Origin of the sequence: Amycolatopsis sp. NPDC051071 (assembly GCF_040682875.1) — a bacterium.
GTDB lineage: Bacteria > Actinomycetota > Actinomycetes > Mycobacteriales > Pseudonocardiaceae > Amycolatopsis.
This window is the reverse complement of sequence record NZ_JBFBBY010000017.1, coordinates 1-23011: the sequence shown is the minus strand read 5'-3', so window position 1 is coordinate 23011 and position 23011 is coordinate 1. Positions and strand designations below refer to the sequence as shown.

Here is a 23011-nt window from a genome sequence, read left to right as displayed (position 1 = left end):
CTCAACGACTCGTCGCTGAGCGATCGGAGAACTGGTCGTTGCTTCTCTCCGCCGAGCATCTGTCGAACCCTCGGCACGCTCCAGGCGAAGTCACGAGCTGGCCAAAAATCACAGAACGCCAATGCGCCAAACCCGCGCAGGAACTCCTGAAAGAATTGTCACGGCAGAGGCCGAGCGGTGCGGCACAGAAATCAAGCTCGACTGATTTAACCCACAATTTCATTGTAGGAGACGACGTGCATGCCGCAAGCTCAAGAGTCCAATGGATGAACTGCGGAAGTAGCGGGAGGAACTGTCGAGACGATGGATGGCTCGCACGCGTCGGACGGCCGGTTCTGGAGGCGGGAGAGCCAGCGCTTGTCAAGCATCTCCGCAGAGGACGGCAAGCCCAGTTCTTTGCGCAGCTCGACCAGGAGATAAACACACCGCTCAAGGTCGTCGTAACTAGCGACAGAGCAGACCCACCCAGCGAGTTCGCCCTTATCCTTGCCGAGAGGCACGATCCGCCATCGCCCTAGGCGCCAATGCCGCTCCTCGGATGACACGTCGGGGTGCTCGTGGTAGTAGCGGTCCAACAGTTCGATGGGAAGCAGGTCCTCGATTTCCACAACCGCGCTCTGGTCGTCGCGGGCGAGCGGGTCGAACTTGGCGGGCAGTTGGAGCCGCTTGAGACCGAGCTTGCGGGCCATGTCGTACGCGGCCAAGCCAGCTGAGTCGCGATCGAAAAGGCCGATCTGGGCAACGTCTTTGCGCCGGAGTTCGAGTAAGCGGTCCACGACGGCGCTACCGCCTCCTGTGCGGCCGGTCGGTGCCTCGATCTGGAGCCCGTCGAGCAGATGCCATCCTCGTTGTTCCAACGCGAGCTCAGCAGCTCTTCTTAGGTAGACCTCGTCGGTCTCGCCCTCGACCACAAGGACGGCATCGGTAGGCGCGACCACCGTCTGCGGCATTTGCTCTTTCATCAGACGGTACAGATGCGGAATCACGTCGCTTGAGGTGATCTTCCGGCGGAGACGGCCGTCGACCAAGTCTCCACTGGCCTCCAGCAACTCCACGATGCTCGTCAAAATGACTTCGAGCGACCACGCGCCTTTGGGGTACACGCCCTCCCGCAGGGCCGTCAAGGCTGAGTGGTCACAGGCTTCCGCGAGTGGTGGCATCGGCAGCCGAGTCCACATCATGCCCGCGACCCGAAGCAGGTCGTCCGCTCGCTCCTCGAGTCGGGGCACCCGAAGGTATCGGTCGTGTTCCTCGCTGAGTACCGAAGAAATATCACTACCGACCTTGGTCGCGGTGAGCAAAAGACCCTGACAATTCCGCCTCTTCGCGACGAGTCTGCGCAATATCGACGCATTGAGCCTGTCGCAATCGTCCACCACCACGATCGCGTCAAGTTTGTTCTGGACAAGCCGTTCCAAAACCGAGCCAGGGTCGTGGCCGAGGCGGATCTGCTCGCACGGACGTCCGAGTTCGGTGAAGGCGGTCAAGGCCGCCGCGACGAGCGTCGACTTCCCACCACCAGGCGGCGCCTGGAGGAGTACGAAACGGGAGTCGCCGCGACCGAGATCGTCGATCAGCTCGCAGGCTTGCACCAGCTGAGGGCTGACTGCCACGACTTGGACGGGTACGCCACCCATGCCGAAATCACGGCGCCAGTCAGGAGTTTCCTGATTTCGCTGTATCCTCTCCTCCTGGCTCATCGGCCCCGGAGCCGCTTCGACGGCATCATTCCCGGTGATGGCCGGTTCGACGGCCCAGGGCGAGCGGGGGCGTCCGAGGGGCGCGGTTCCTTGCCTGAGCGAGCCGCAGCTGGCTGACGCTGCGTGTTAGTTCGCCGGTCCCAGGGGAGCAGACCGCGGTAGTTCAGGCCTACGAAGATCGGAATCTCGGTGCCCACCTGAAGATCGGCCTCCGCACCCAGGACAGAGGGTGACACCCGGATCTCGGTTAGCAGCTGCGGCATATAGCAGATCCACACCTCGCCCTGACGGCGACGGGCCACCGCGCGGTATTCCTTCGGGCTGCCATCGTCACCGGCGAGCACCGCCAGGCAGCCAACCCGCCGACGACTGCCGACCGAGTTGACCTCCAACACCGCGATCTGGCTAAGAGCCGCGTGCGGCTCGGAGAGCTGGAGGAGTGCCCAGGCGAGGCAGAAGGTGACGAACGCGCTGTCCTCATCCTCAGAGGAGCCCAGACGGGCGCGGAGAATCCGACTCCACTGCTCCCACTCCTCGCGGGTACAGGAGGCGTACACCGGGTCGGCGCCGCCGACCTGGCCGCCGGGCAGGTGGACCTCCATCCAGAGGTGATGGGCAAGCGCCATGGCGACTCGGCTACGCCACACGGACTCGCCCAGCGCCAGGAGCTGGTCCAACCCCTGCTTGGCGGCAGCGGGCGACTGGGCGCGACGGGTATTCGGGTCGTAGACCTGGCTCCTGATGATCTGGCAGTGGCCGGAAAAGTCACCTCCACGGCGCATCTCTTCGGCCAGTTCAGCACTGACCGCGTGGTGGCCCTCCAGTTCGGCCAGCTCAATGCGGCGGTTCCGGAACCGCCGAACCTGCTGTGGTTCCAGCGGTTCCTCCACCGCGATGTCCAGGATGGAGGCCATCTGCGCGATGAAGCGAATCCGTTCGATCTCGGAAAGCGATGGAATCTGGTTGACGACATCCCGCAACGTCCAGAAGTTGACGTCCAACGGGAAGAAGCTGGTGCGGCCGAGCGCGCGGGTGCGCGCCACGTAGCGGCTGACCAGCTCCAAGTCGTCCTCGATCGCCTGGCGGAGTGCCCGTTCCTCGGTCGCCCCCGGCACGGTCTCGTGCACCTGTCCCAAGCGACGTAGATGAGCGCCGATCTTGTACCCGTGCACGGCGGCCCGTGTCGTCAGGAGGTTGTGCATCTCGAGGTTCCGGGTGTCCGTCGCACGACGACCTTGGAGTACTTCTTCAGCCTGTTCCAGGACATCGATAGCACTCGCGGCATGTCCCAGCGAGGCGCTGTAGTCGGCATCGCGGTTGGCCAGCAGGCGCAGAGCCTGTGCTTCGAGGAGTAGCAGTTTCGGGATGCGCACTTGGGATACGCGCCGAATGCGCTCTAGCACCTGTGCGAGCAACTCGAGACTGGCGGGACTCGAATAGTCATCGGCGAACGTGCCGCGGGGACCGACGAGGCGGAGGACCTCAGTGCAGTAGTCCTGATTGGGGTCGTCACCGGGGTAGTTGCTTTCGCGCCATTGCACCGCGCCGACAAGAAGATCGAGGAGGCGCATCTGATCCGGCAACGACGGCCGCACGACCCCAAGCGCGAGGCGGGCAAGCTCGTCGTGGTCGGTGCCGAGCACAAGGGTCCCGTACTCGTCCACGGTCTCGTACATGAGTTCGGAGTCACCGAGACGGCGGCTAAACGCAGCGTACTGCCGGATGAAGTCGGCGCCGAAGACCCTCATCAGGAGGTCGACGGGAATGGGCCGCTTCAACCGTGCACAGAGCAGGGCTAGATCCAACGCATTGCGGCTTGCTTCGCTGTAGGAGAAGGGAGAGGTCCCTTTAGCCTCAGTCTCACGGTCGAAGTCGATACCGGGAAAGAGCTGGCTGGCTGCGGCCTTCAGCTGTTCACGCAGGACACTGTTGTCCTTAGAATCACCCTGTTCCGCCTGTCCCGTCTCGTCGAGAGCGCGAGCCAACCGGTCGTACGCTTCCCCAAGCCGCAGTCGAACGTTCCCTTGGGCGTCAGGAAGCAGGTAGTAGATGAGCAAAAGGAAATAGGGGTCGCCGATGAGGGTGGTGGTGAGACCGTCCGTTCGCTCGCCGTGGTCTTCGAGGTATTTCCTGAACTCCGAGATCTCACCGCTCGACAACCGGCGTCCTACCGGAATCGACTTGTAATCCGGCTCTCGGCTGGACATGGATCTAGGATCGTCGTCGGGGTTGTTCTTCCTCGGACCGTGCCGGGCGGAACCCACGACCACCGCGTTGCGGCCCGCCGCAGCGAGCGCTTCGGCGAGCTGCGCGTACTCGGAGTTATCGAGCTCGTCGCCAAGAACAGCTACGCCCTGGGCTCCGCGGGACTGCAAAAGGCGGCACACTCGTTCGATCGCCTCGATCTTCAGCCGGCCGGCCACAGGAGTGACGTAGAGGACGACGTGACCGCGCTGGCGCAGGTGCACAGCCAGCCAGTGGATAATACGACTCTTGCCGGAAGCTGGCGGACCGGTGAGCAGGATCGGTCGACGCGAGTAGTTGACGACATATTGCTCCGTCGACCCGCTGGGATTTACCGAGCCGATCTCGGCGAGTGCGGCTTCGACCTCTGCCGCCAGCTGTTCTCCGACGTCGCGCGGGTAAAGAAAACCTCGAACGATCGCCGACCAGTCGGGTGGGCGCTGTGCACCTCGGAGAAAGCGGCGGAACTCCGTCCGCATCTCATCCGGAGAGAGGGGTGGAGGAGCAGCGGTCGCGGCGTCGTCAATGATGACCGCAGACTGCGTCATGCTGCGCCACTCCTGTGCCGACAACACGATGCGCTTGGTGTCGCTGAGCGGGCCGTACGAGATGATGTGGTCGTCAGGTGAGAGCGCGACCCGCTGAGCGTCCGTGAGCTTTTGGCCGGCGTTTGTCGCCGCGTTGTTCCGGAGAAAGTCGGATAGTGAGCCCTCGTGAACCACCAGGGCGTCGCCGAAATCGTCGAAGTCGGCGGGTGCCGCAGGCTTTTCGTGCCCGAGGAACCAGTGAACCGATCCTGCGGGCAGAGCGCTGCATGCGAGTGCCAACACATCGAGCGGGAGCCAGTCGTCCTCACCGACGCCCGCGATTACCAACATTCCAGAGGCCGCGAGGAACGGGATCTGCTGGAGCACCGGCGCCACGTCGAACGCACGTCGCTGCCGGAGCGCCGTAGCGGTCAGCGGCGGCAAATTCCCAGACGCCTGTTCGTCGGTCGAGCCGAAAAGCCGGACGACCGTGAGCACAGCCGGGTTGACCGAGGCGGTGAGCGCCCTCGTTTGCGCGGGGAACAGCACCCGCAGTCGCCTGCCCGAATCGCTGCCGACCTGGCTGAATGCCTCAAGAGGCAACGGATCGACGGCGGAGACGGCCACCAAGCTCCATGGACACCGTGCGATCTCGAACAACTCGTCATCGGGCCGGTGGTGACCGAACGCCCGACGGACCTCCTCGAACCGGCTCACCGTGTCCAACGTCTGCAGTTGCAGCTGCAACGTCGGCTGCTTCACCGCGCCGGACAGGGCCGCGACGTCGCGAATCAGTTTGTCGACGAGACCGCCGCTGTGCCGCTGACCAAGAAGAAGGACAGCCCGACCTGTTGCGATCGTGGCAAGAAGAGCATCGGCAGCCCCTCGGCTGCCATCCGACACTCCACCTGCGTCACTCGAATAGCTCGTCACTGGGTCCATCCGGTAGGTGTCTGACGCCAGGCATCTTAGCGAAGCCGAGTCAGGAAGCATGGCTGCGGCTGGGTGTAAGGAGACATGTCGCCTGTGCCCGGTCCGCCTCACCTGCGCCATCACGGCACGCACCAGTGACGAGAGCTACGGCGTGTGGGGCACGCATGGGCCAAGCCGACCGTGAACCACTTGAGACACGCTGATGCTCAGGAGGCAGCACGAACACAACGCCCGACTCCACTCAGCGGACCCGCCGTCAGCAGCACGTAAAGCCACGGACGTCGTCTTCGAGATCGACCTCCTTGACGGCGCCGAAGCTGAGCACCTTGGCCTGCCACAGGCGGCGATCGTCTGCGACGTATCGCTGTGGCACCACCGAAACGGCAGCAGCGCGCCACCGGTCGCTAGCGTCACCTGACCACTACAAGACGAAACTGGCCTGTATAACCAGGCACCCGTTCTGAAACTGCTGGTCAGCCGCGTTCCCATCCTTTGGTGCTCCCGCCGAGGGCACGAACCTGCGACGGCGCCATGTGGCTCGTTTGAAGCGTGCTTGTTCTTGTCGGGCGACCGGGGGCTGGCAAACTGAACCGTGGCCCCTTGAGAGCGGCGCGACCGCCACCACCTCCGTCGACGGAACATTCGGGTTCGCCGGTCTGCGGCCGGGCACCTACACTGTGCAGGAACAGCCGCAGAACGGCGGCGCCAGACCGCCCGCGCGTTGGGCTCCATGAGCGAATCCGCACTACGGGACTGTCATACCCAGGCCTCGTTCATGTCCAGCTGGCAGCGGACACGAACGGAGTCGTGATGGCGACGACAGCCCGGCCAACAGCCAGGACTTTCTCGCGCAGTGGCTCGAGAGCAGGCATCCACCTGCTTACGACGCTGAACCAGCGTCAGCACCGTCGGGTTTGTGGTTCGCCTACTACGGAGGGACATCCATCACCCGGCACCAGGATCGTGCGACATCGCAAAGCTGGCAGCGTTCCCCCGCTGCTAAGAGCTGCTGTGATCTGCACTTCGATCATCGATGCCGCACGATCCGGACGCCACCGTGTCTGCGTCGTCGCACAGCAGAAGCACCTCGGCGACGCGCAGGGCGTGGATCGCGCCGGACTCCCGCGTGGGAGCGGGTTCCACGCCGCGGCCGATAAGCTCGCGGCCAGCCCGACACAGGCGAACACGAAGGCTAAGGCGGCACTCGCGGCGGCGGGGCGAGCACCAGCTGGATCCCACCGCCTCCATAGCGAAGTCAAAGTCTGCCGATCAGCCCGGCGACGAACTGGTCCCGGCCGAAAAACCACTTGGCCTGGTCCGGCCGGAACGAAGACCGACCCAGGTAGGGCAATCGCACTCTGGCGCGCCGGCGTGCGTACGCAGAGTTCGGCGAGTGTCGTCCTGGTAGTAGATGTGCTGATCATAGCCAGCCTGGTTCATTGTTCTCGACCCGAGGCGGTACGCATCGAGATGCTGTTCCGTGCCGGGTTCTCGATCGACTTCCTCGCGGTCGTGATCGATCACGCTCCGGTGATGTGTTGATCGTTTCCGGTCTGGAAAGTCCGTCCGCTACCCGAGTCGGTCGCTGTCATGGTCGTCGTCGTATCAGGTACACCCGAGATGCCACCTGCGTGCGGCGCCAGACACCTCTCCGTATCGGCTTCAAAGCTGCGTTTACCCAGGCCCGATCCGGCGTTCAACGCGGCCATCAGGCTCGAGATCCCGCGCGCGTCGAAGGAGTCGACGTGGTATCGGTCAGCTGAATGAGGCTGCATGAAGTAGGGAATTTCGGCCTTCGTGTAGCCGGGCAACACCACCGGCAGCAACCTGCGCTTCCACTGCGGCCGGTCGCCGTGCAATTCGTCGCGGATCACTGCCGCTTCTGACTGGGCCCCCAGGTTGAGGCGAGAATCGTCGAGATCGTCGGCTGCCCGCTTATAGCCCGGTGACGCGATAATGATTGTGAAGTCACAACGCACGATGGCTCGCACCGCCCATGTTCCCCAGTCTTGTCGACCTGGGGGAACCCACTGGTCGAGCACGACTTCGACACCGCCATCGCGGAGGAGCTCAGCGAACCGGCGGACTTGGTCCTTGTGCGCCGGCGAGTCGTGTGCGTAGGAGATGAACACGGTCGGCTGGCGGCCATCACCCTCACGACGCCGCTCCGCTACATCGTGGCCGTTGGCGTAGGTCATCACTTGCTCTCCCTGCACTCGGCGATGTTGCCGTTGATCACCGTGCCCGGATGAGCCGTTCGGGTGGTCGATTCTCGGCCGTATCCGGCCGCTTGAACCATTTAGGCTGGTGAGGATTAGATTGCGATGAGCGGATTTCGGTGTTTCCCGGTCGCCGGGTAGGCCTGCGGAGGGGGCGAGTTGGCGGAGTTGCAACAGGCGTTTGCCGCCGACCTTGATCACTTGCGGCAGCTCGCGGGAATGTCGGTCGCCGAACTGGCCAGACGGTCCGGACAGGCGTCGTCATCGGTGGGAGACCTGCTACGCGGCGGTTGGGTGAGAGCGCCATCGTGGGACCAGGTGTCCAGCCTGGTCGCGGCGTGCGTCACGACCCTCCCGTCACATGCGCAGACGACGGAAGCCCGCAGGCTGGGCGATCTCGCGTGGTGGCGAGGGCAACATGCCGACCTGGTACGGCGGTTGAGCGCGGCACCCCCCAAACGTGCCAAGAGCTCCCCGACGGCGGACACGAAGACATACCCGACGCAACACTCGCTTCGCCGGCCAAAGGCCTTCATGGGCCGCTCGAACGAACTGAGACAACTGGAAACAGCCCTGGCCAACTCCCAGCAGGCCGCCAGGGCCGTCATACACGGCCTGGGCGGAACCGGCAAGAGCACCTTGGCCGCGCGCTTCGCCGAGCTGCACGAGGACCGGTTCGACCTCGTGTGGTGGGTGAGCGCAGACTCGGAGGCTGCGCTCACGACTGGGCTGGCCGACCTGGCAGTCTCTCTCGAACCCGCCGCAGCCAGTGCCCCGCTCGAGCAACGAGTCGACATGGCGTTGCGATGGCTCGCGACTCACCCGAGCTGGCTGCTGGTCCTGGACAACCTCACCGCGCCTAGTGACGCCGACGTGGTGCTCTCGCGAGTACGCACCGGCACCGTCGTGATCACCAGCAGGCGTGGCACAGGCTGGGAAGGCATCCCGGCCATCCCCATAAACATGCTGAAACCGGACGAAGCACGACAACTACTTGCCTGGACTGTGAATGCTGACTGGCCGGACGCCGACCTCGACGGCGCTGCTCAGCTATGCGAGGAACTGGGGTGGCTCCCGCTGGCCATCCACCAAGCCGGCGCCTACATCGCCCAAACCCGCATCACGCCGACTGCTTACCTAACCCTGCTCACGCACTACCCCGCACGAATGTTCACCGCGACGGGTGAGAGCGGGGATGCGCAGCGGACGATGGCGCGGATCTGGCACGTCACACTCGACAAGCTTGCCGACACGCCGCGAGCCGAAGAACTCCTGCGCAGACTCGCCTGGTGTGCCCCTACATCAATCCCCCGAAATCTGCTCACCGCGGCCACCAGCGCCGACGATCACCTCGACCTGATACACGCGACCGGCAGACTCGCCGCCTACAGCATGATCACCCTCGACCCAGACACCATCAGCGTGCACCGCCTAGTCCAGGCCGTCACCCGCACACCCGACCCCGCCGACCAACACCGTCAACCCGACAACATCGCCCAAGCCCGCGACACCACCGCTGCGGCCCTCGTCGCTCCGCTCATCGACACCGATCCACACATGCCTGCAAGCTGGTCCACATTCCGGCTGGTCCTCCCCCACGCTCGCGCTTTACTCGGCTACGCGTTCTCCGGCCTCGACACTGTGTCTGTCTGCGAACTTGCCAGCCGGATCGGCTCCTACCAGCTCGACCAGGGCGACACAACAACAGCCGTTGCGTACCACACTCGCGCAGCCCAAGGCTTTTACCGTCTACTCGGCGCCGACCACCCCAACACCCTGAACTCTCGAAGCAACCTGGCCAGCGCCTATCAGGATAATGGTGATCTCGCACGCGCGATTCCGCTGTTCGAAGCTGCACTTGCGGACGCCGAGCGCGTCTTCGGGCCCGACGCTCAGGAAACATTGGACTTCCTCCACAACCTCGCCGGCGCCTACCGCACCGATGGAGATCTGGATCGAGCGATTCCACTATTCGAAACTGTTCTCACTAGCCGGGAGCAGGTTCTCGGGAAATCCCATCCGGCCACGTTCGTCTGCCGCAGCAATCTGGCCGCCGCGTCCGAGGCATCAGGCGACCTTTCCAGAGCAATCTCGTTGAACGAGTCCCTCGTCGCCGACCGGACGCAAACCCTAGGCCCCCACCACCCGCACACACTGATCTCTCGCAACAACCTTGCCGGCTCCTACCAGGCTGCCGGCGATCTGGAACACGCGATCCCGCTGCTGCAGTCGGTGCTCGCAGATCTCGAACACGTACTCGGCGTTGATCACCCCACCACCATGACCACCCGCCACAATCTCGCTGAGGTCTATCACCGGTCGGGCAACCCGGACCCGGCAATCCCCCTGTTGGAGTCCACGGTAGCCGGCTACGAACGCGCACTTGGTGCCGATCACCCCAAGTCGCTGGCTTGCCGACTGTGCCTTGCCGCCGCCTGCCGGGACGCAGGCGACCTGGATCGGGCGATCTCACTGTACGAGGCGGCGCTTCTCTCCTGCGAAGATGCGCTTGGCTCCTCTGACCTTCAGACACTGACGTGCCGAAACGAACTTGCGACCACATACCACATCAACGGCCAGCTGAATCAGGCAATACCACTCCGTGAAGCTGTTCTTGCTAACGGTGAGCGCATCTTCGGAGAGAACACCCAGACAATGGTGTTTCGCAACAATCTTGCCGCAGCCTACCAGGCAGCGGGTAAAAACGAACAATCAATTCCTCTGTTTGAGTCTGCACTTACCGGATTCGAACGAATCCTCGGCTCACAGCACCAGACAACCGAACTAATTCGATCGAATCTCAAAGCTGCACGTGAAAACGTAGATCGAGCCTGAGCGTGCTCGGCGACTACGTCCTCATCGACTGCCGCACAACACCCACCGCAAGGCCAACCCCGGCAATCGGCCCTACGCCGAAACCGGCGCCAGTAAGAGCGTATCTTACGTGGTGATCGGTCGTTGGTGAGCGATAATCTTGGCTGTGGCTGATCGGTTGTCGTTGCGGTTGGTGCCGGACGAGCTGTGGGAGTTGACGGAGCCGCTGATCCCGGTGTTCGCGCCGCGTCCGCAGGGTGGCGGTACGGCGCCGGTGGACGCTCGTGCGGTGTTTACCGCGATCGTGTATGTGCTGACCAGCGGGTGTGCGTGGCGGGATCTGCCGCCGTCGTTCGGGGTGCCGTTCCAGACCGCGCACCGCCGCTTCGGTCAGTGGACCGAAGCCGGTCTGTGGCGGCGCTTGCACCATGCACTCTTGGACGAACTCGGCAGCGAGGGCCTCATCGACTGGAGCCGCGCGATCGTGGACGGAGCCTGTGTACGGGCCAAAAAAGGGGATCCATGACCGGTCCCAGCCCGGTCGACCGCGGCAAGCCCGGCTCGAAGATCCACGCCCTGTCCGACTGCGCCGGGCTGCCGCTCGCGCTCGCGATCTCCGCCGCCAACACGCACGACTCTTACGCGCTCAAGCCGCTGATGATGGCGATCCCGGCGATCAGGTCCCGTCGTGGTCCGCGGCGTCGCAAACCGGCCAAGCTGCATGCCGACAAGGCCTACGACCAGCCCGATTTGCGACGCTGGGTCCGGGACCGGGGCATCAAGGTCCGCATTGCCCGCAAAGGCATCGAATCCAAAGACAAACTCGGCAAACACCGCTGGGTGATCGAACGAACCATGGCCTGGCTCACCGGATACCACCGCCTCACCCTGCGCTACGAACGCAAAGCCGAACACTTCCTCGCCTTCCTCACCCTCGGAGCCACCCTCACCTGCTACAAGAAACTCCACAAACACACCACATGAGACAAGCTCTAAGTACGTCCGATTCGACAGTAGTTCAGCGATCTCGGAGGCGTTCATCCCGGCTGCGGACAGCAGGATCATCACGGCGAGGGCGGCGACCCGCCACTGCCGGCGCAAGGCAGTGATCAGGTCCTGGTGCCGCGCAGGGGTCAGAGTGGCATAGATGTGCGCCGGGCGCGTACTTGTTGAGGCCTCGTCGGGTCGGTCCAGGTGTGGTAACCGGATCCAACCCGACGAGGTTCTTCACATTCACAAGCGACACGCACAAGTTACAGACACAACATCTGACAACTCGCTTAGACACCAGTTCGCGGGTCAGCCGGAAGAACTCGGACTTGGCATCGAAGAGGCTCAGCGCGAGCGTGGAACCGGTCGCGGACAGTGCGAGCAGCGCACCGCCAGCGAGATGATCGAGAGCGGTCACCACCTTGCTCGGCGCTCCGCCGCCCAACACCCGCATAGCTCAAAGCTTTCGACATAGCCCACCTCCACCGCGCGTTCTATCGACAGGGGGAGAGGCAACGTTGCGCACTCGCACTCGAGATCGTTAGTCCGCCACAATATTCGCCAGACATCGTTGCGTCACCCGCATTTGGTCATGCCAGTCGAGCGCGAGCGGCATTGTCGCCCTCACCGTCATGGACAGCGTGCTCGGGCTTCCACCGCGCGCGAACCGTGCGCATCAGCAAGCGTGAGCGCTCCGCGCCCAGGCCGAAGAGCCGCATCAGGCTCTCGGCTGAGATCGGGCGTTGGTGCTCCTCCCGATGACGGCGATCTACCTCGATCGCCTTCGCCACCAGGTCGTCGTCGATCTTCGACAAACTCGACCGCTTCGCAGGCAGCGAAGACGAGTCAGCCAGCCGACTTGCCTGAGTGACCTTCTCAGGAACCACCGACGCGCGCGGACTCGGCGATGAGTCCGGAACGGCAGGTTCATTGCCGGGCTGGGCCGCGGATGCCAACTCACGGAGCAGCGCGGGCCCGACGTCGGCCCACCCAATAAGCAGAAGAGGGCCAACAGCATCGAACAACGCTCGGCCGATCTCGCCTACGACGAGTGGCTCAGCCACGTTCAGCGCCAAGGTCGCAATGCTCGAGGCCAGCAGCAGGCGGCGCGCCGGCCGGATCACCTCAGCCGAGACACCGCGCAACGACAGCTGCCGGATCGTGATCAACAACGCCAGTACCGACAGATCCACGGCTGGCGCAACCAGTGGCGCCACCCAACCCGGAACCCCAAGCCGAAGACCTAAAGTCAGAATGTTGCCAAAGCCGAACATGAATGTCAGCCCCACGATGATGCCAACCATGACCGTAATCAGCTGCAGAACCGAATCACGCTCAACCGGAAAACCCACAGAATTGACAGACACGAAATAACTCCTCGTAGCCAGCGATCAAAGATCAACTGGCGATATTCAGGCGACAGGAACGCGCCGCAACGCGTTCGAAGCCGCCCCAACAAGGAGGAACGAGAGACCGGCGACCTGCAAAAACAGAGGAAACGCCTGGTCAAGAGCGCATTCGATCTTCCCTGACACGGAAGAGGTCACTGGTTCAATCCCAGTATCGCGCACCATCTGTTTTCGCAGGTCAGAAGCCCTGCTCCTCCTCGGAGGGGCAGGGCTTCAGTCGTAAAAAGGCGATGGCCCTCGGAGCCGTCTCCAGCTGCCCGTCATGGAAAGTGGCGTGCAGGTGCGTGAACCACTCCCCCAGCTTCGTCCGCTCGCTCGGGGTGAGTGCGACCAGCGAGCCGATCCACCGAGTCTCGAGCGCCTGCACAACTTGACGGCGCATCAGCGGGGTCACATGGTCATAGACCCTCGCGATCCCCTTCATCTTCTGCCCCAGACGCGCCCGCCGGGCAACTTCGGGAATTCCGTCCTCGGCCAACCAGGTGCTGTGGCTGTGCCGCCCTTCGTGGAACGTGAAGGTCGGCAGGATCGGCTGAACCACTTCCGCCGACCGCGCGTGTTCAGCGTCACTTCCATCCCAGACCGGACGCCAGTACCGATTGTGGAAGTTCGACCGCCGCAACGGCGCACCCTCAGCGCTGCAGAGCACGAACGGGAAGCTGTGGCTGTCCATCAGCTCTTCGTAGAAGATCGCGATGCTCGGCGGCAGCTCCACGCTTCGCGTACCCGCCGGGGTCTTGGTCCGACCGCCCTTGAAGAGGCGTCCACCGATCTCCTTCAAGGGCTCGCGGATCTGAATCGAGCGTGCCTCGCTGTCGTACTCGTGCCGCTGCTGTCCGACCAGCTCGCCCCACCGGGCACCGGTGTAGAAGTCGAGCAGCCCAAGCACGAAACCGGCGAGCCCGAGCCCGCCGCTCGACCCCAGCGACCGATGGAGGTGAAGCAGACATGAGCAAGATCGTCGCGACCGGCGTGGCGCTGGTCCTGGTGCTCATACTCCTCATTGGCGGCGGAGCAATCGCCGTCGTGCAGGCAGTGTTCGGCTCCACTGGCAGTGGCCTGAACTGTGCTCCCGGAGGCGTCACCAGCACGGCTGCGGGATACGGACCACAGGAGATGACGCATGCGGCAACGATCGTAGCCGTCGGCAAACGCATGCACGTCCCCGAACACGGCTGGGTCGTCGCGATCACCACCGCGCTCACCCAGTCACGCCTGCAAAACCTCGACCACGGCGACCGCGACAGCCTCGGCCTGTTCCAGCAACGCCCCTCCATGGGCTGGGGAACCCCAGACCAGATCATGGATCCCAGCTACAGCAGCGAACACTTCTACCGCCATCTCCTGGAGATACCGAACTGGCAAAACATTCCCGTCACCGAAGCCGCCCAACTAGTTCAGCGCTCAGGATTTCCAGACCGATACACCCAGTTCGAAGATGCGGCCCGCCAGATCGTGGCCGTCGCGCAGGGTTCCACCTGTGCACCCAGAACAACTGGCCAGCTACGTACCAACTGGCCACCCGAACAAGCCACCATGCCCGACCCCACCAGCGGCGGGCAAATCACTCCACGCACCCTGACCCTCGTGCAAACACTGCGCGCCAACGGAATGACCGGGAACGGTCTCGGCTGCTTCGCACACCGACCAGCCAACCCGAACTCCGACCATCCACAAGGGCGGGCCTGCGACATCATGTTCAATTCCCACAGCCAGCCATCGGTGACCGAAGGATCGCAAATCGCGAATTGGCTCATCGCCCACCAGGCGGATCTCGGCATCCGCTACCTCATCTGGCAGAGCCAGTACTGGTCAGCCGACAACCCAACGTGGAGCGCCTATCAATCCAGGAGTTATGGCTGCCCCAATCCAAACAACCTCACCGGCTGCCACTACGACCACATCCACGTCTCGATGTATTGAAACCGTTACGAGGTTCATCTGGTGGCGTTCTCGCAGCTAAGATATCTGGACGATCGGCGTTCCAGCGTGGCGCAGGTCACTATTCGACCGTGGATACACGGCCCAGCAAACGAACTGTGCGCCCCGGACCGCCGTCGGGGCGCGCAGTTCGTTTGCTGAGGCGACTAAGCGGTGGTCATTTGGATGATGGTCCATCGCTGGTTGGCGCCGCCGGTGCCGTCGTACTGGGAAATGCCCGCACCGTTTCCGGTCTGCCAGCCCGCGACGTCGGCGAACTTGCCGGTCAGGGCGCTGGCGAGACCGACGGTGTTGTTGTCACCCTGGACGAAGACCCACTGCTGGGCGCCACCGTAGTGACAGCCGAACTGGATCAGCGGTGTGCCGTTGGCGACCTCGCCGTAGCGCACGTCGAGGCACTTTCCGGAGTTCTTGTTCTTCAAGCCGTACTTCTTGTCGCCCAGGGGTACCAGTTCCCAGACCTGTTTGACTCCGCCGGCGCAGTCCCAGAGTTCCGTGCCCGCGAGGTCGGCGTTGGCGCCCTGGTTCGGTGTGCCCCAGAGGCCTGCGACCTGGATGCAACGGCCGGAGTGGACACCCTTGATCTGGATGGTGCCGAGTGTCATCTGGACGGTCCACGAGACGTGGGTCGGGTCGATGAGGCGCCACCGCTGGTCGATCGAGTTGGTGTTGGTGTACTGCACGATCAGGGTCGCGTTGCCGGTGCCCGAGTCGGCCGCAGTGGCGAATCGGCCGGAGCCGACGTTCTTCAGCTGGAACGTGCCGTCGGCGTTCTCCAGGAACTCCCACCGCTGGTTCGGGTGGTCGTTACATGGGTTCTGGATCACGTTATTGCCGCTGATGTCCAAGCACATCTTGGACGCGAGGTTCTGCAGACGGTACTGGCTGCCGCCGGCGGCCTGCAGCTCCCAGACCTGCTTCGGGCTGCGGGCACAGTCCCACAGTTCGCCGCCGGCGCCGGCGGCGAGAGCGCCCTGGCCCGGCGTGTCCCACAGGCCGGCGACCGAAAGACAGCGGCCGGACTGGATGCCCTGCAGTTCGATGACCCGCTTGTCGGCAGGCTTGATCAGGTCGAGCTTCGCTGCGGCGTGCTGGCCGGCGAGGAGGAACTCGTTGCGCTGGGCGGTGGTGCCTGCGAGGGCGGCACGGGCCGCGGCGGCCAGGTTCGGCTGGTAGCCGTCGCGTTCGGCCTTGTCGAGGAAGACCCGGATCTGACGTTCGGCTTCGATCGCGTCGAGCCGTTCCTGCTCGTCGATGTCCGCCTGGTGTGCCTGGTGCACGCCGGTGAAGATGAACGCCTTCCACACCGCCACGTCACGACTGTCGTAGGCGACCTGTGCGGCCGCCTTCACCTTGGCGCCGATGGCGCGTTTGATCACCTCGTAGATGAACTCGTGATCGGGCAGGTTTTTGAGTTCTTCGGTGGCCGTCGACTTTGTCGCGGCCGCCCAGGCGTTCGCCTTCGCCGTGCGGTTCGCCTCGCGCTCGAGTTTTTCGCGCTCGAGGCGCTCGGCTTCCTCGATCTTGCGCTTCTTGTCGGTTGCGGACGCGGTGTAGATGCCGGTGACCACGAACTCCTGACGCTGGTCGTCCGTGGAACCCGTCTTCAGTACGGTCGCCGCGCCCTTCTTGACATCACTGCCCTCTTCGGCCCTCTCCCACAGCTTGAAGACGAAGTTCTCCAGCGAGCCGTCGAGCTGCGCCTGCGGAACGTTCGTCCAGCCGATCTCGGCCGCGGCGGCGAGTCGTTGGCGGTCGCGCTCCGCCTTCTTCTCCAGTTCGATCCGGTCGAGCGCCGCAGCGGCGAAGATACCGGTCTTGATGAAGTTGTAGCTGGCGTTCTCGTCGGTCGTGTCGGTGAACGCCTTGAGCGCGGCGGACTTGATCTGACTGCCCTCTCGGGCCTTCTGCCACAACGTGATCACGAAGTTCTTGTCACTCATCACCGCCATCTCCGGCGTTTGGCGGAGGATCCCCCTCCCCTTGACGACGAGGACCAGTTCAACCGCGAGCTGGTCGAGGACATCGCCAAGCACGCGCCCGACATCGAGGTCCGGGAAGCCGCGCAGGCGGCGCTGGACACGAACGACCCGGCGCGGATCCTCTGGTTCCTCGACTACGGCGAAGCAGAGGCCAAGGCCAAAGCCGCGGAACGCAAACGTGTCACCGCGGCCAAGAACCGCGAATTGGTGCAGGGCTGGGCGCAGACCGGCGGCCCGCAGGTACGGGCCGGTGCACAGGCGGCACTCGATTCCGGCGACGACAAGGTGATCGCCGACTTCGTCGCCTACGGCAAGGAAATCGCCGAGAAACAGGACCAGAAGGACGCCGAAGACTCGAAAGCCGAACAGGACCGCATCACCGGGCGCGTGCGGGACATGGTCGCGCACGGTGGATCACAGGTGCAGGTCGAAGGCGAAGCGATCCTGCTCAGCGGCGACTACGCCCGCATCCGTGAGTTCTACCTGACCGGCTACGCCGAGGCGCACCAGCGCGACCACGATCTGCAGGCGTTGATCGTGAAGGCGCTGGAGGACCGCAACAAGGCGGTCACTGAGATCAACGATCTTGCCCGACGCTCGGAGCAGGCCGCGAACGCGCGCGCGGAGATCCTGCGGGCGAACATCCAGGCGATCAAGTCGCTCGACGACTCCACGATGGCCATGCAGATGAACGCCAAGGCAGCACACCGAGCCGACCAGATCCTGCGCGAGGACAAACCGGGCCGGGCTCATGGCCAGCGCGGCCGTGACCAGGACCTCGTCGCGCTGGTAGCCGAGACCACCCGCTATACCGAGCAGGGCGCCCGCGCCGCACAGACCGCCCAAGGCACTACGGCCCAGGTGCAGAACGCCGCAGTCCGCCTGATCGACACCGGCATGACCAATGGACTGGATTGGGCGAAGGTCACCATCGCCGTCGGTGCGGCCACCGGGGCCGCGGCAAAGGCCGCAGAGACCGCGCAGCACGCGACCGAGGCCACTCTGGCCGACAGCCGCGCTCTCGATGCCAACGCAAACGCCCAAGAACACGCGAACAACGCGCGCAAGTACCGGGAGGAAGCCGAGCGGCAGGCGGAGACCGCGGCGGATCTCGCCGCCGCCGCGAAGAAGCAGCAGGAGATCGCGATCGGCGCGCGGGACCGCGCCGAGCAGCAGAAGCGAATCGCGGAGACCGCCGCGGCCAACGCGCGTACCCACGCGACCAACGCCCGCAACGCGCGTCTGACGGCCCAATCGGCAGCGACCAACGCGATCGCGCGCAGGGACTCCGCGGTGCGGGCGCACGGCGATGCGGTGCGCGCGAAGACCCGTGAGCTGGACGCGGCCAACGCAGTGCAGACCACCGCTGCCCAGCTCAGGACCGCAACCACTGTCTGTTTCGGCAAGATGGCCTTCGCTGACCAGGTCGAGACCAGCTTGAAGGCAGCACGGGACGAGGCCGTCAAACAGGGCAAGAACGCCGACGAAGCCACCAAGGACATCGCCGAAGCGGCCGGTCGCGCACGTACCGACGCGAACGCGGCCGCGGCCTGGGCGGAACGTGCTCGCACGGCGGCCGCCTACGCTCAATCTGAGGCGAGCAAGGCCGCCGCCGAGGCGAAGCGGGCACGGGAAGCCGCGGCCAGGGCAGAGCAAGAGGCCGTGACCGCGCGTCGGGCCGCTGACGAAGCGCACCGTCTGGCCGTCGAAGCGGCGAACGTCGCAGTTGCTGCCAGAGCGTCCGCCGACCGGACCCGCTTCGAGGCCGAGGCCGCGGTCTCGGAGTCCAACCAGGCGGTGTTCCAGTCCGTCATCGCCGACCGTGCCGCTTCCGCGGCGAGCGCTTCCGCCGCGATGATCATCGACCCGGCCAAGGCGGCTGAGGTGATCGCACGGCCCTACGCCGGCATCGACGCCGACGCGCGCAAGGCGTTGGCAGTGGCCGCCGAGGCATTGATGGTCGGCGAAGAGCAGGCCCGCTCGGCACGGGACAAGGCGACAGAAGCCGGCAACGCCGCCACGAAGGCCCGGCAGGCAGCCGATGCGGCGATCGCGGACGTCAAACCCGCCTACGAGGCCGCCGCCCGCGCCGCGGACTCAGCCAACCAAGCCGCCCAGTACGCGGTCGGGGCGAACGAGGCGGCCAACGCGGCGGCCACGCACGCACGAGGCGCGCACAACGCGGCATCCAACGCCACGCGTTCAGCGGCGTCGGCCCGTGCTGACGCGTCACAAGCCCGCAACGCGGCATCGGCGGCCAGCAGCGCCGCTTTCACCGCCAACCAGGCGGCCGGCGGGGCCGAAGCCATCCACGCCTGGGCCAAACGAACGACCGACGCGATCCACAAGTTCACCGACGAGGTGAGCGCGGGCCTGGACCAGTTCCAGGACCTCCGACGGCGCCAAGCCGAGGCCCAGCGGATGATGCGCGAGGAAGCCCAGCGGAAGCAGGCCGAGCTCAATCGCGAATTCTTCGAGGGCGCAGCAGCCGTCTACGCGTGCAGCCAGCGGCTGACGTCTGTGGACTGCCTCCGGTTCTTGGGCGATATGCACAAGAAGGCCTACGAAGAAGGCCTGCCGCTGATCAAGCAGTACGTCGAGAACATGATCAACTGCACGGCCGGCGACGAGGCCGCGTGTGCTTCATGGCACGAAGCCAACATGAAGATCGCGGACTTCGGCAAGGACGTGGTCAAGGGCTTCATCGAGGGCTTCGACGGTTTCTGGACCGGCATGAAGACGCTCGGAGCCTGCGCGGTGGAGGGCATCTCAGCGCCGGCCACCCCGTCGTGTGACCAGGTCGTAGCCGGAATGAAAGACCTCGCACTGCACCCGTACAAGCTGGTCCACCTTGACGTCTGGCACGACAACCCAGGCAAAGCGCTGGGCCTGAGCTTGTTCGATCTGACCGCGGCCGCGGTCGGGGCAGCCCTCACCTATCCGCTCGGCGGTAGCGGCGGCGCGCTTACCAAAGCACTCACCACTGTGGCATCCACCATCGCGAAAGTCAGCACCAAACTGACGGGCGGGGTCGGCCGGATCGGCCGCTTCACCGTCAGGCTGGCTGACTCCATCCCAGGAAAGCTGCCGGGCAACACCGGCGAAGTCCTCGGGCTCACGGTGAAAGTCGAGAACGGCCTGGCCAAACTCGACGGTGCAATCGCTGTCGCCGACGGTCAGTTCTACCGGCTGGAAGCCATCACCCTGAAGATCGACGGCGACCTCGCCAAGCTCGAAGGCGCGATCGCCCGGGTCGACGGCGGCGTCCTGAAGCTGGAGAACGGCGGTGCCCGACTCGATAACGCGAAGTTCAAATTCGAGCCAGTCGATCGCGTCGACCCACCCACGGCACCCGACCGGACGCCGGGCCGCAACCTGGACGACGGGTCGTGGGTCGCTCGCGAGTTTGGCCAGGAGATCAAGCTCGATCCTGCTGCGAACGTCAAGGCGAACGACCTGATCAAGAAGGCCGCCGACGCGGAGAAGAACGACATCTCGCCGAAGGTCGAGCAGGTGATGAAAGAAGTACCCAGTGCCAAGCCGGAAGGCTGGGACCACCGCCTCAAAGGTGAGGACTCACTCAAACGCAAGATCGCGACCGAGCTCGCGAAGGGGCAGCCCCTGGGCAGGTGATCGCGGACATCAACGACAGCGTCCGCTATACCGTGACCCTGCCGGAAAGCAGCTATGTGACCGGTGTCGAGCGAGGGATCGCGGCGTTGAAGGCTCGGGGCTTCGAGGCCGTGGAGCTGAAGAACTTCTGGCTCCGCAACCACGACAACACTCGCTACCGGGGTATCAACATGACATGGCGCGATCCAGCCACCGGCCAACTCTTCGAGTTCCAGTTCCACACTGGGAAGAGCTTCGACGCCAAACAACTTACACACTTCTGGTACGAGGTGGACCGCACGCCCGGCGTAACCCAGCTCGAGTCCGACTTCGCCGCAGCCCAAATGGGGCTGATCTTCGGTGAGGTACCGTATCCGAATGGTGCGATACGGATCCCAGAATTCGGGCCTGGCAGGTAGAGCGGGAGCTGCAATGAGTTCGAACTACTACTACTGGGCCATTGTGGGCCGCGACGATTCTCTGGAAGACCCGAACGTTGTGGTGCGCACCCGGAGCGATGGCCGCGACGAAGAAGTGTTCACCATCGATCTGGAGTGGCGGCGCTCCGATTCCCTGCGCAGGATTCAATACGGACGTGACTATAATGAGGCTTTGCCTATCTCCGAGGAAGATTTTAGGCGATTCGAGAAACGTAGGATCAAACGCGTCAAGGAAGGGTGGTTCAATTCTGATCACTCGACATCCTCGACTGAGGGCGATGCGTCGAAGGGCTCCCAGTATTTCTATTGGGCGATTGTGACTGACGGCCACTCGACTGAGGAACCGGTAACCGTTGTTCGCGCCCGAGGCAATGGCAACGAGATGCAGGAATTCACCACCGAACTCACCTGGGAACCGACTCGCTGGCTCTATCGGATGCTTGACGAGAGGGGACCCGACAAAGATGCCGTGCCAATAACGGAAGAGGAAGCCTTGCGCTTCGCGCAGATCCAGGCCAGCAGCACCGAGACCAGGAAACGACAAGACTGACGCAGATCGCTGAACCCCCGTGTCGCTCTTGGCGATGCGGGGGTTCACCTTTTCAGAACACGCGGCCTGCATGTCCTACGCGTCGGCCGACGAACCTTGCCAAGCCGGAAGGCTGGGACTACCGCCTTTAAAGGCGAGGAATCACTCAAGCGCAAGATCGCGGCTGAACTGGCGAAGCCAGACAACCCGGCGGCCCGCACAGCGGCAGCCAGCCAGCCAGCCAGCCCCCGCGACCGAGACTCGCGAACTTGGAATCTGCAAGATTTCCCAATTTGGATACCTCGCAGTTTTCGACTCGCACCAATTGTGGCCACACCGCATATATGGTTGTCAATATCTTAGACTTGCGATTTCACATTGTTAGGATTTATCTTGCATGCAAGAATTAGATAGAAGGCAGCGTGCGACCACGGTCGTGACACGCTTGTTCGCGTGGCGATCTGCTCTTGTGTCTCTTATGGACGCCAAATCATGACGGCGAGAATACCCTGCACCTGACCAGCAGACCCACCAAAGTGTCGGCTGGCGTACGAGTGGAAGGTCAGTCCATCCGTCGCATGACCAATGCACCCTCCGGGTAGCTACGATCACCGCCGGTGTCATCAGCCTGCGGTGCCGGACATTGGAAGTCGAGCGAGTAGAGCTCCTGGTCGCTGTCGATCAGCTTGTGTTGGCGCAGCCTGACTTCTTCGCCAAGCAAACCAACGTCAGGGTCGATCAGGCGGCGGCTACCTCGCGAAGCTGCGGCCCCCCAGACCATTCGATCTTGACTGTCGAGTCAGCCGTCCACGCGTCAATCCAGTGGGCAGTGCTAAGCAGATGAAGGCGCCGCAGCACGCGGCTGGCCAGCATCGGGTGCGCTCGGATACGCCTATATTGACGCAGGAACCGACTCTCTGCTGCCGTAAGCACAGGCTCATGCACGAAGAAGCCTTGCGCGGCTTCAAGGTACTCGTCATTCGCCCATGACATTGCCTTTGACCATTGCCTTGGCGTGACGCCCTTAATGAGGACGTTGGCTTCAGTTGGGTGTCCGTCGTCACCGAGCAGGCGGAGAATGACTCCTCGACGGCTAGAAGTGACTCGGAGCCCCGGAACACCTGCGATCTCGTAGTCTTCACTGCGCGACGCCAGGCCGAATATGAATGATCCTGGAGTATGTGGCAGGAGTGACAGTTCTAGTGATTGGGGCTTCGAGGTGGCGTAGCGGAATGGGTAGAAGGGCAGATCGTGGTTGCGCAACTGGCGGATGTCACGGAGTGCCAGGAGAATATGTGCTTCTAGCTCCTGCTGAGCGGCCGTGGCAGCCGCTGGTATCGCCTGTCGTGGACAGCTCGGGCCGGTTTTGACGAGCTGATGGGGCTCGCCGGTGCAGTCCATGCGTGCCCGCAACGCACGTGTCTTAGCAGATGATGTGTGCGGCATCAGGATCCATTTCCATCGCGCTGTCGACGGCAGTACGCCCTGCCCGTCAGCACTGTGGTCAGGGCTGTGAACAAACCGCCACCGACCGCGCCCGTAGCCCCGAAGACGATCACCAGCGGCAGAATGATTACTAAGCAGGTTGCCGGAAGTTGTGTCTGTAACCCACGTGAACCCCCTGTGAGCGTGAAGAAACCTCGTCGGGTTGGATCGAGTTACCACACCAGA

Annotated in this window: 15 protein-coding genes and 1 pseudogene; 8 read left to right on the top strand and 8 right to left on the bottom strand. The window is 63.9% G+C overall.

What is annotated here, in order from left to right:
• Positions 1-251 precede the first annotated feature (251 nt).
• Positions 252-1700, bottom strand: coding sequence for a hypothetical protein (locus AB0M65_RS08655; protein WP_364023600.1), 1449 nt, complete (start codon positions 1698-1700; stop codon positions 252-254).
• Positions 1697-5374 carry a hypothetical protein gene (locus AB0M65_RS08650; RefSeq protein ID WP_364023597.1) on the bottom strand — a complete coding sequence of 1226 codons (3678 nt, stop codon included), beginning with the start codon at positions 5372-5374 and terminating at the stop codon, positions 1697-1699. The genes AB0M65_RS08655 and AB0M65_RS08650 overlap by 4 nt, the downstream gene beginning before the upstream one ends.
• Positions 5375-5462: 88 nt before the next feature.
• Here AB0M65_RS08650 and AB0M65_RS08645 point away from each other — a divergent pair, with 88 nt between their 5' ends.
• Together AB0M65_RS08645 and AB0M65_RS08640 are read left to right on the top strand one after the other, a co-directional pair.
• Entirely contained in the window at positions 5463-5588 is a 126-nt protein-coding gene (locus tag AB0M65_RS08645; RefSeq protein ID WP_364023594.1) for a WhiB family transcriptional regulator, read from the top strand.
• Between the two features lie 349 nt (positions 5589-5937).
• Positions 5938-6138 (top strand): prealbumin-like fold domain-containing protein, encoded by a 201-nt coding sequence (locus AB0M65_RS08640; RefSeq protein ID WP_364023591.1) that lies wholly within the window; start codon positions 5938-5940, stop codon positions 6136-6138.
• Between the two features lie 786 nt (positions 6139-6924).
• Here AB0M65_RS08640 and AB0M65_RS08635 read toward each other — a convergent pair.
• Entirely contained in the window at positions 6925-7602 is a 678-nt protein-coding gene (locus AB0M65_RS08635) for a toll/interleukin-1 receptor domain-containing protein (RefSeq protein ID WP_364023588.1), read from the bottom strand.
• A 180-nt stretch (positions 7603-7782) separates the two neighbouring features.
• Here AB0M65_RS08635 and AB0M65_RS08630 point away from each other — a divergent pair, with 180 nt between their 5' ends.
• Together AB0M65_RS08630 and AB0M65_RS08625 are read left to right on the top strand one after the other, a co-directional pair.
• A complete protein-coding gene (locus tag AB0M65_RS08630; RefSeq protein ID WP_364023585.1) occupies positions 7783-10458 on the top strand; it encodes a tetratricopeptide repeat protein in 2676 nt (891 codons plus the stop codon).
• Positions 10459-10615: 157 nt separating this feature from the next.
• Positions 10616-11421, top strand: a protein-coding gene (locus AB0M65_RS08625) for an IS5 family transposase (RefSeq protein ID WP_364023773.1) whose coding sequence is annotated in 2 segments (ribosomal slippage) — positions 10616-10952 and positions 10952-11421 — 807 coding nt in all. Because the reading frame shifts where the segments join, the coding sequence is not laid out codon by codon here.
• Between the two features lie 27 nt (positions 11422-11448).
• Here AB0M65_RS08625 and AB0M65_RS08620 read toward each other — a convergent pair.
• The 3 genes and pseudogenes from AB0M65_RS08620 to AB0M65_RS08610 all read right to left on the bottom strand — a co-directional run.
• Positions 11449-11631 (bottom strand): annotated as a pseudogene (locus AB0M65_RS08620) (hypothetical protein); the annotation flags it as partial.
• Between the two features lie 386 nt (positions 11632-12017).
• Positions 12018-12794 (bottom strand): hypothetical protein, encoded by a 777-nt coding sequence (locus tag AB0M65_RS08615; protein ID WP_364023582.1) that lies wholly within the window; start codon positions 12792-12794, stop codon positions 12018-12020.
• Between the two features lie 220 nt (positions 12795-13014).
• Positions 13015-13725, bottom strand: coding sequence for a tyrosine-type recombinase/integrase (locus AB0M65_RS08610; RefSeq protein WP_364023579.1), 711 nt, complete (start codon positions 13723-13725; stop codon positions 13015-13017).
• Between the two features lie 59 nt (positions 13726-13784).
• Between AB0M65_RS08610 and AB0M65_RS08605 the strand changes: the two genes are divergently transcribed.
• Positions 13785-14759, top strand: coding sequence for a hypothetical protein (locus AB0M65_RS08605; RefSeq protein WP_364023576.1), 975 nt, complete (start codon positions 13785-13787; stop codon positions 14757-14759).
• A 164-nt stretch (positions 14760-14923) separates the two neighbouring features.
• Here the strand turns inward: AB0M65_RS08605 and AB0M65_RS08600 are convergent, their stop codons facing one another.
• Positions 14924-16720 carry an RICIN domain-containing protein gene (locus tag AB0M65_RS08600; protein ID WP_364023573.1) on the bottom strand — a complete coding sequence of 599 codons (1797 nt, stop codon included), beginning with the start codon at positions 16718-16720 and terminating at the stop codon, positions 14924-14926.
• A gap of 246 nt (positions 16721-16966) precedes the next feature.
• On the opposite strand from AB0M65_RS08600, the gene AB0M65_RS08595 reads away from it, so the two are divergent.
• Genes AB0M65_RS08595 through AB0M65_RS08585 form a run of 3 tightly spaced genes read left to right on the top strand, consistent with a single transcriptional unit; the run spans position 16967 to position 21361 of the window.
• Positions 16967-20392, top strand: a complete 3426-nt coding sequence (locus tag AB0M65_RS08595; RefSeq protein ID WP_364023770.1) for a hypothetical protein — start codon at positions 16967-16969, stop codon at positions 20390-20392.
• Positions 20389-20790, top strand: coding sequence for a hypothetical protein (locus AB0M65_RS08590; RefSeq protein ID WP_364023570.1), 402 nt, complete (start codon positions 20389-20391; stop codon positions 20788-20790). Before AB0M65_RS08595 ends, AB0M65_RS08590 begins: the two co-directional genes overlap by 4 nt.
• A 13-nt stretch (positions 20791-20803) precedes the next feature.
• A complete protein-coding gene (locus AB0M65_RS08585; protein ID WP_364023567.1) occupies positions 20804-21361 on the top strand; it encodes a hypothetical protein in 558 nt (185 codons plus the stop codon).
• Between the two features lie 541 nt (positions 21362-21902).
• Here AB0M65_RS08585 and AB0M65_RS08580 read toward each other — a convergent pair.
• A complete protein-coding gene (locus AB0M65_RS08580) occupies positions 21903-22121 on the bottom strand; it encodes a hypothetical protein (protein ID WP_364023564.1) in 219 nt (72 codons plus the stop codon).
• Positions 22122-23011 lie beyond the last annotated feature (890 nt).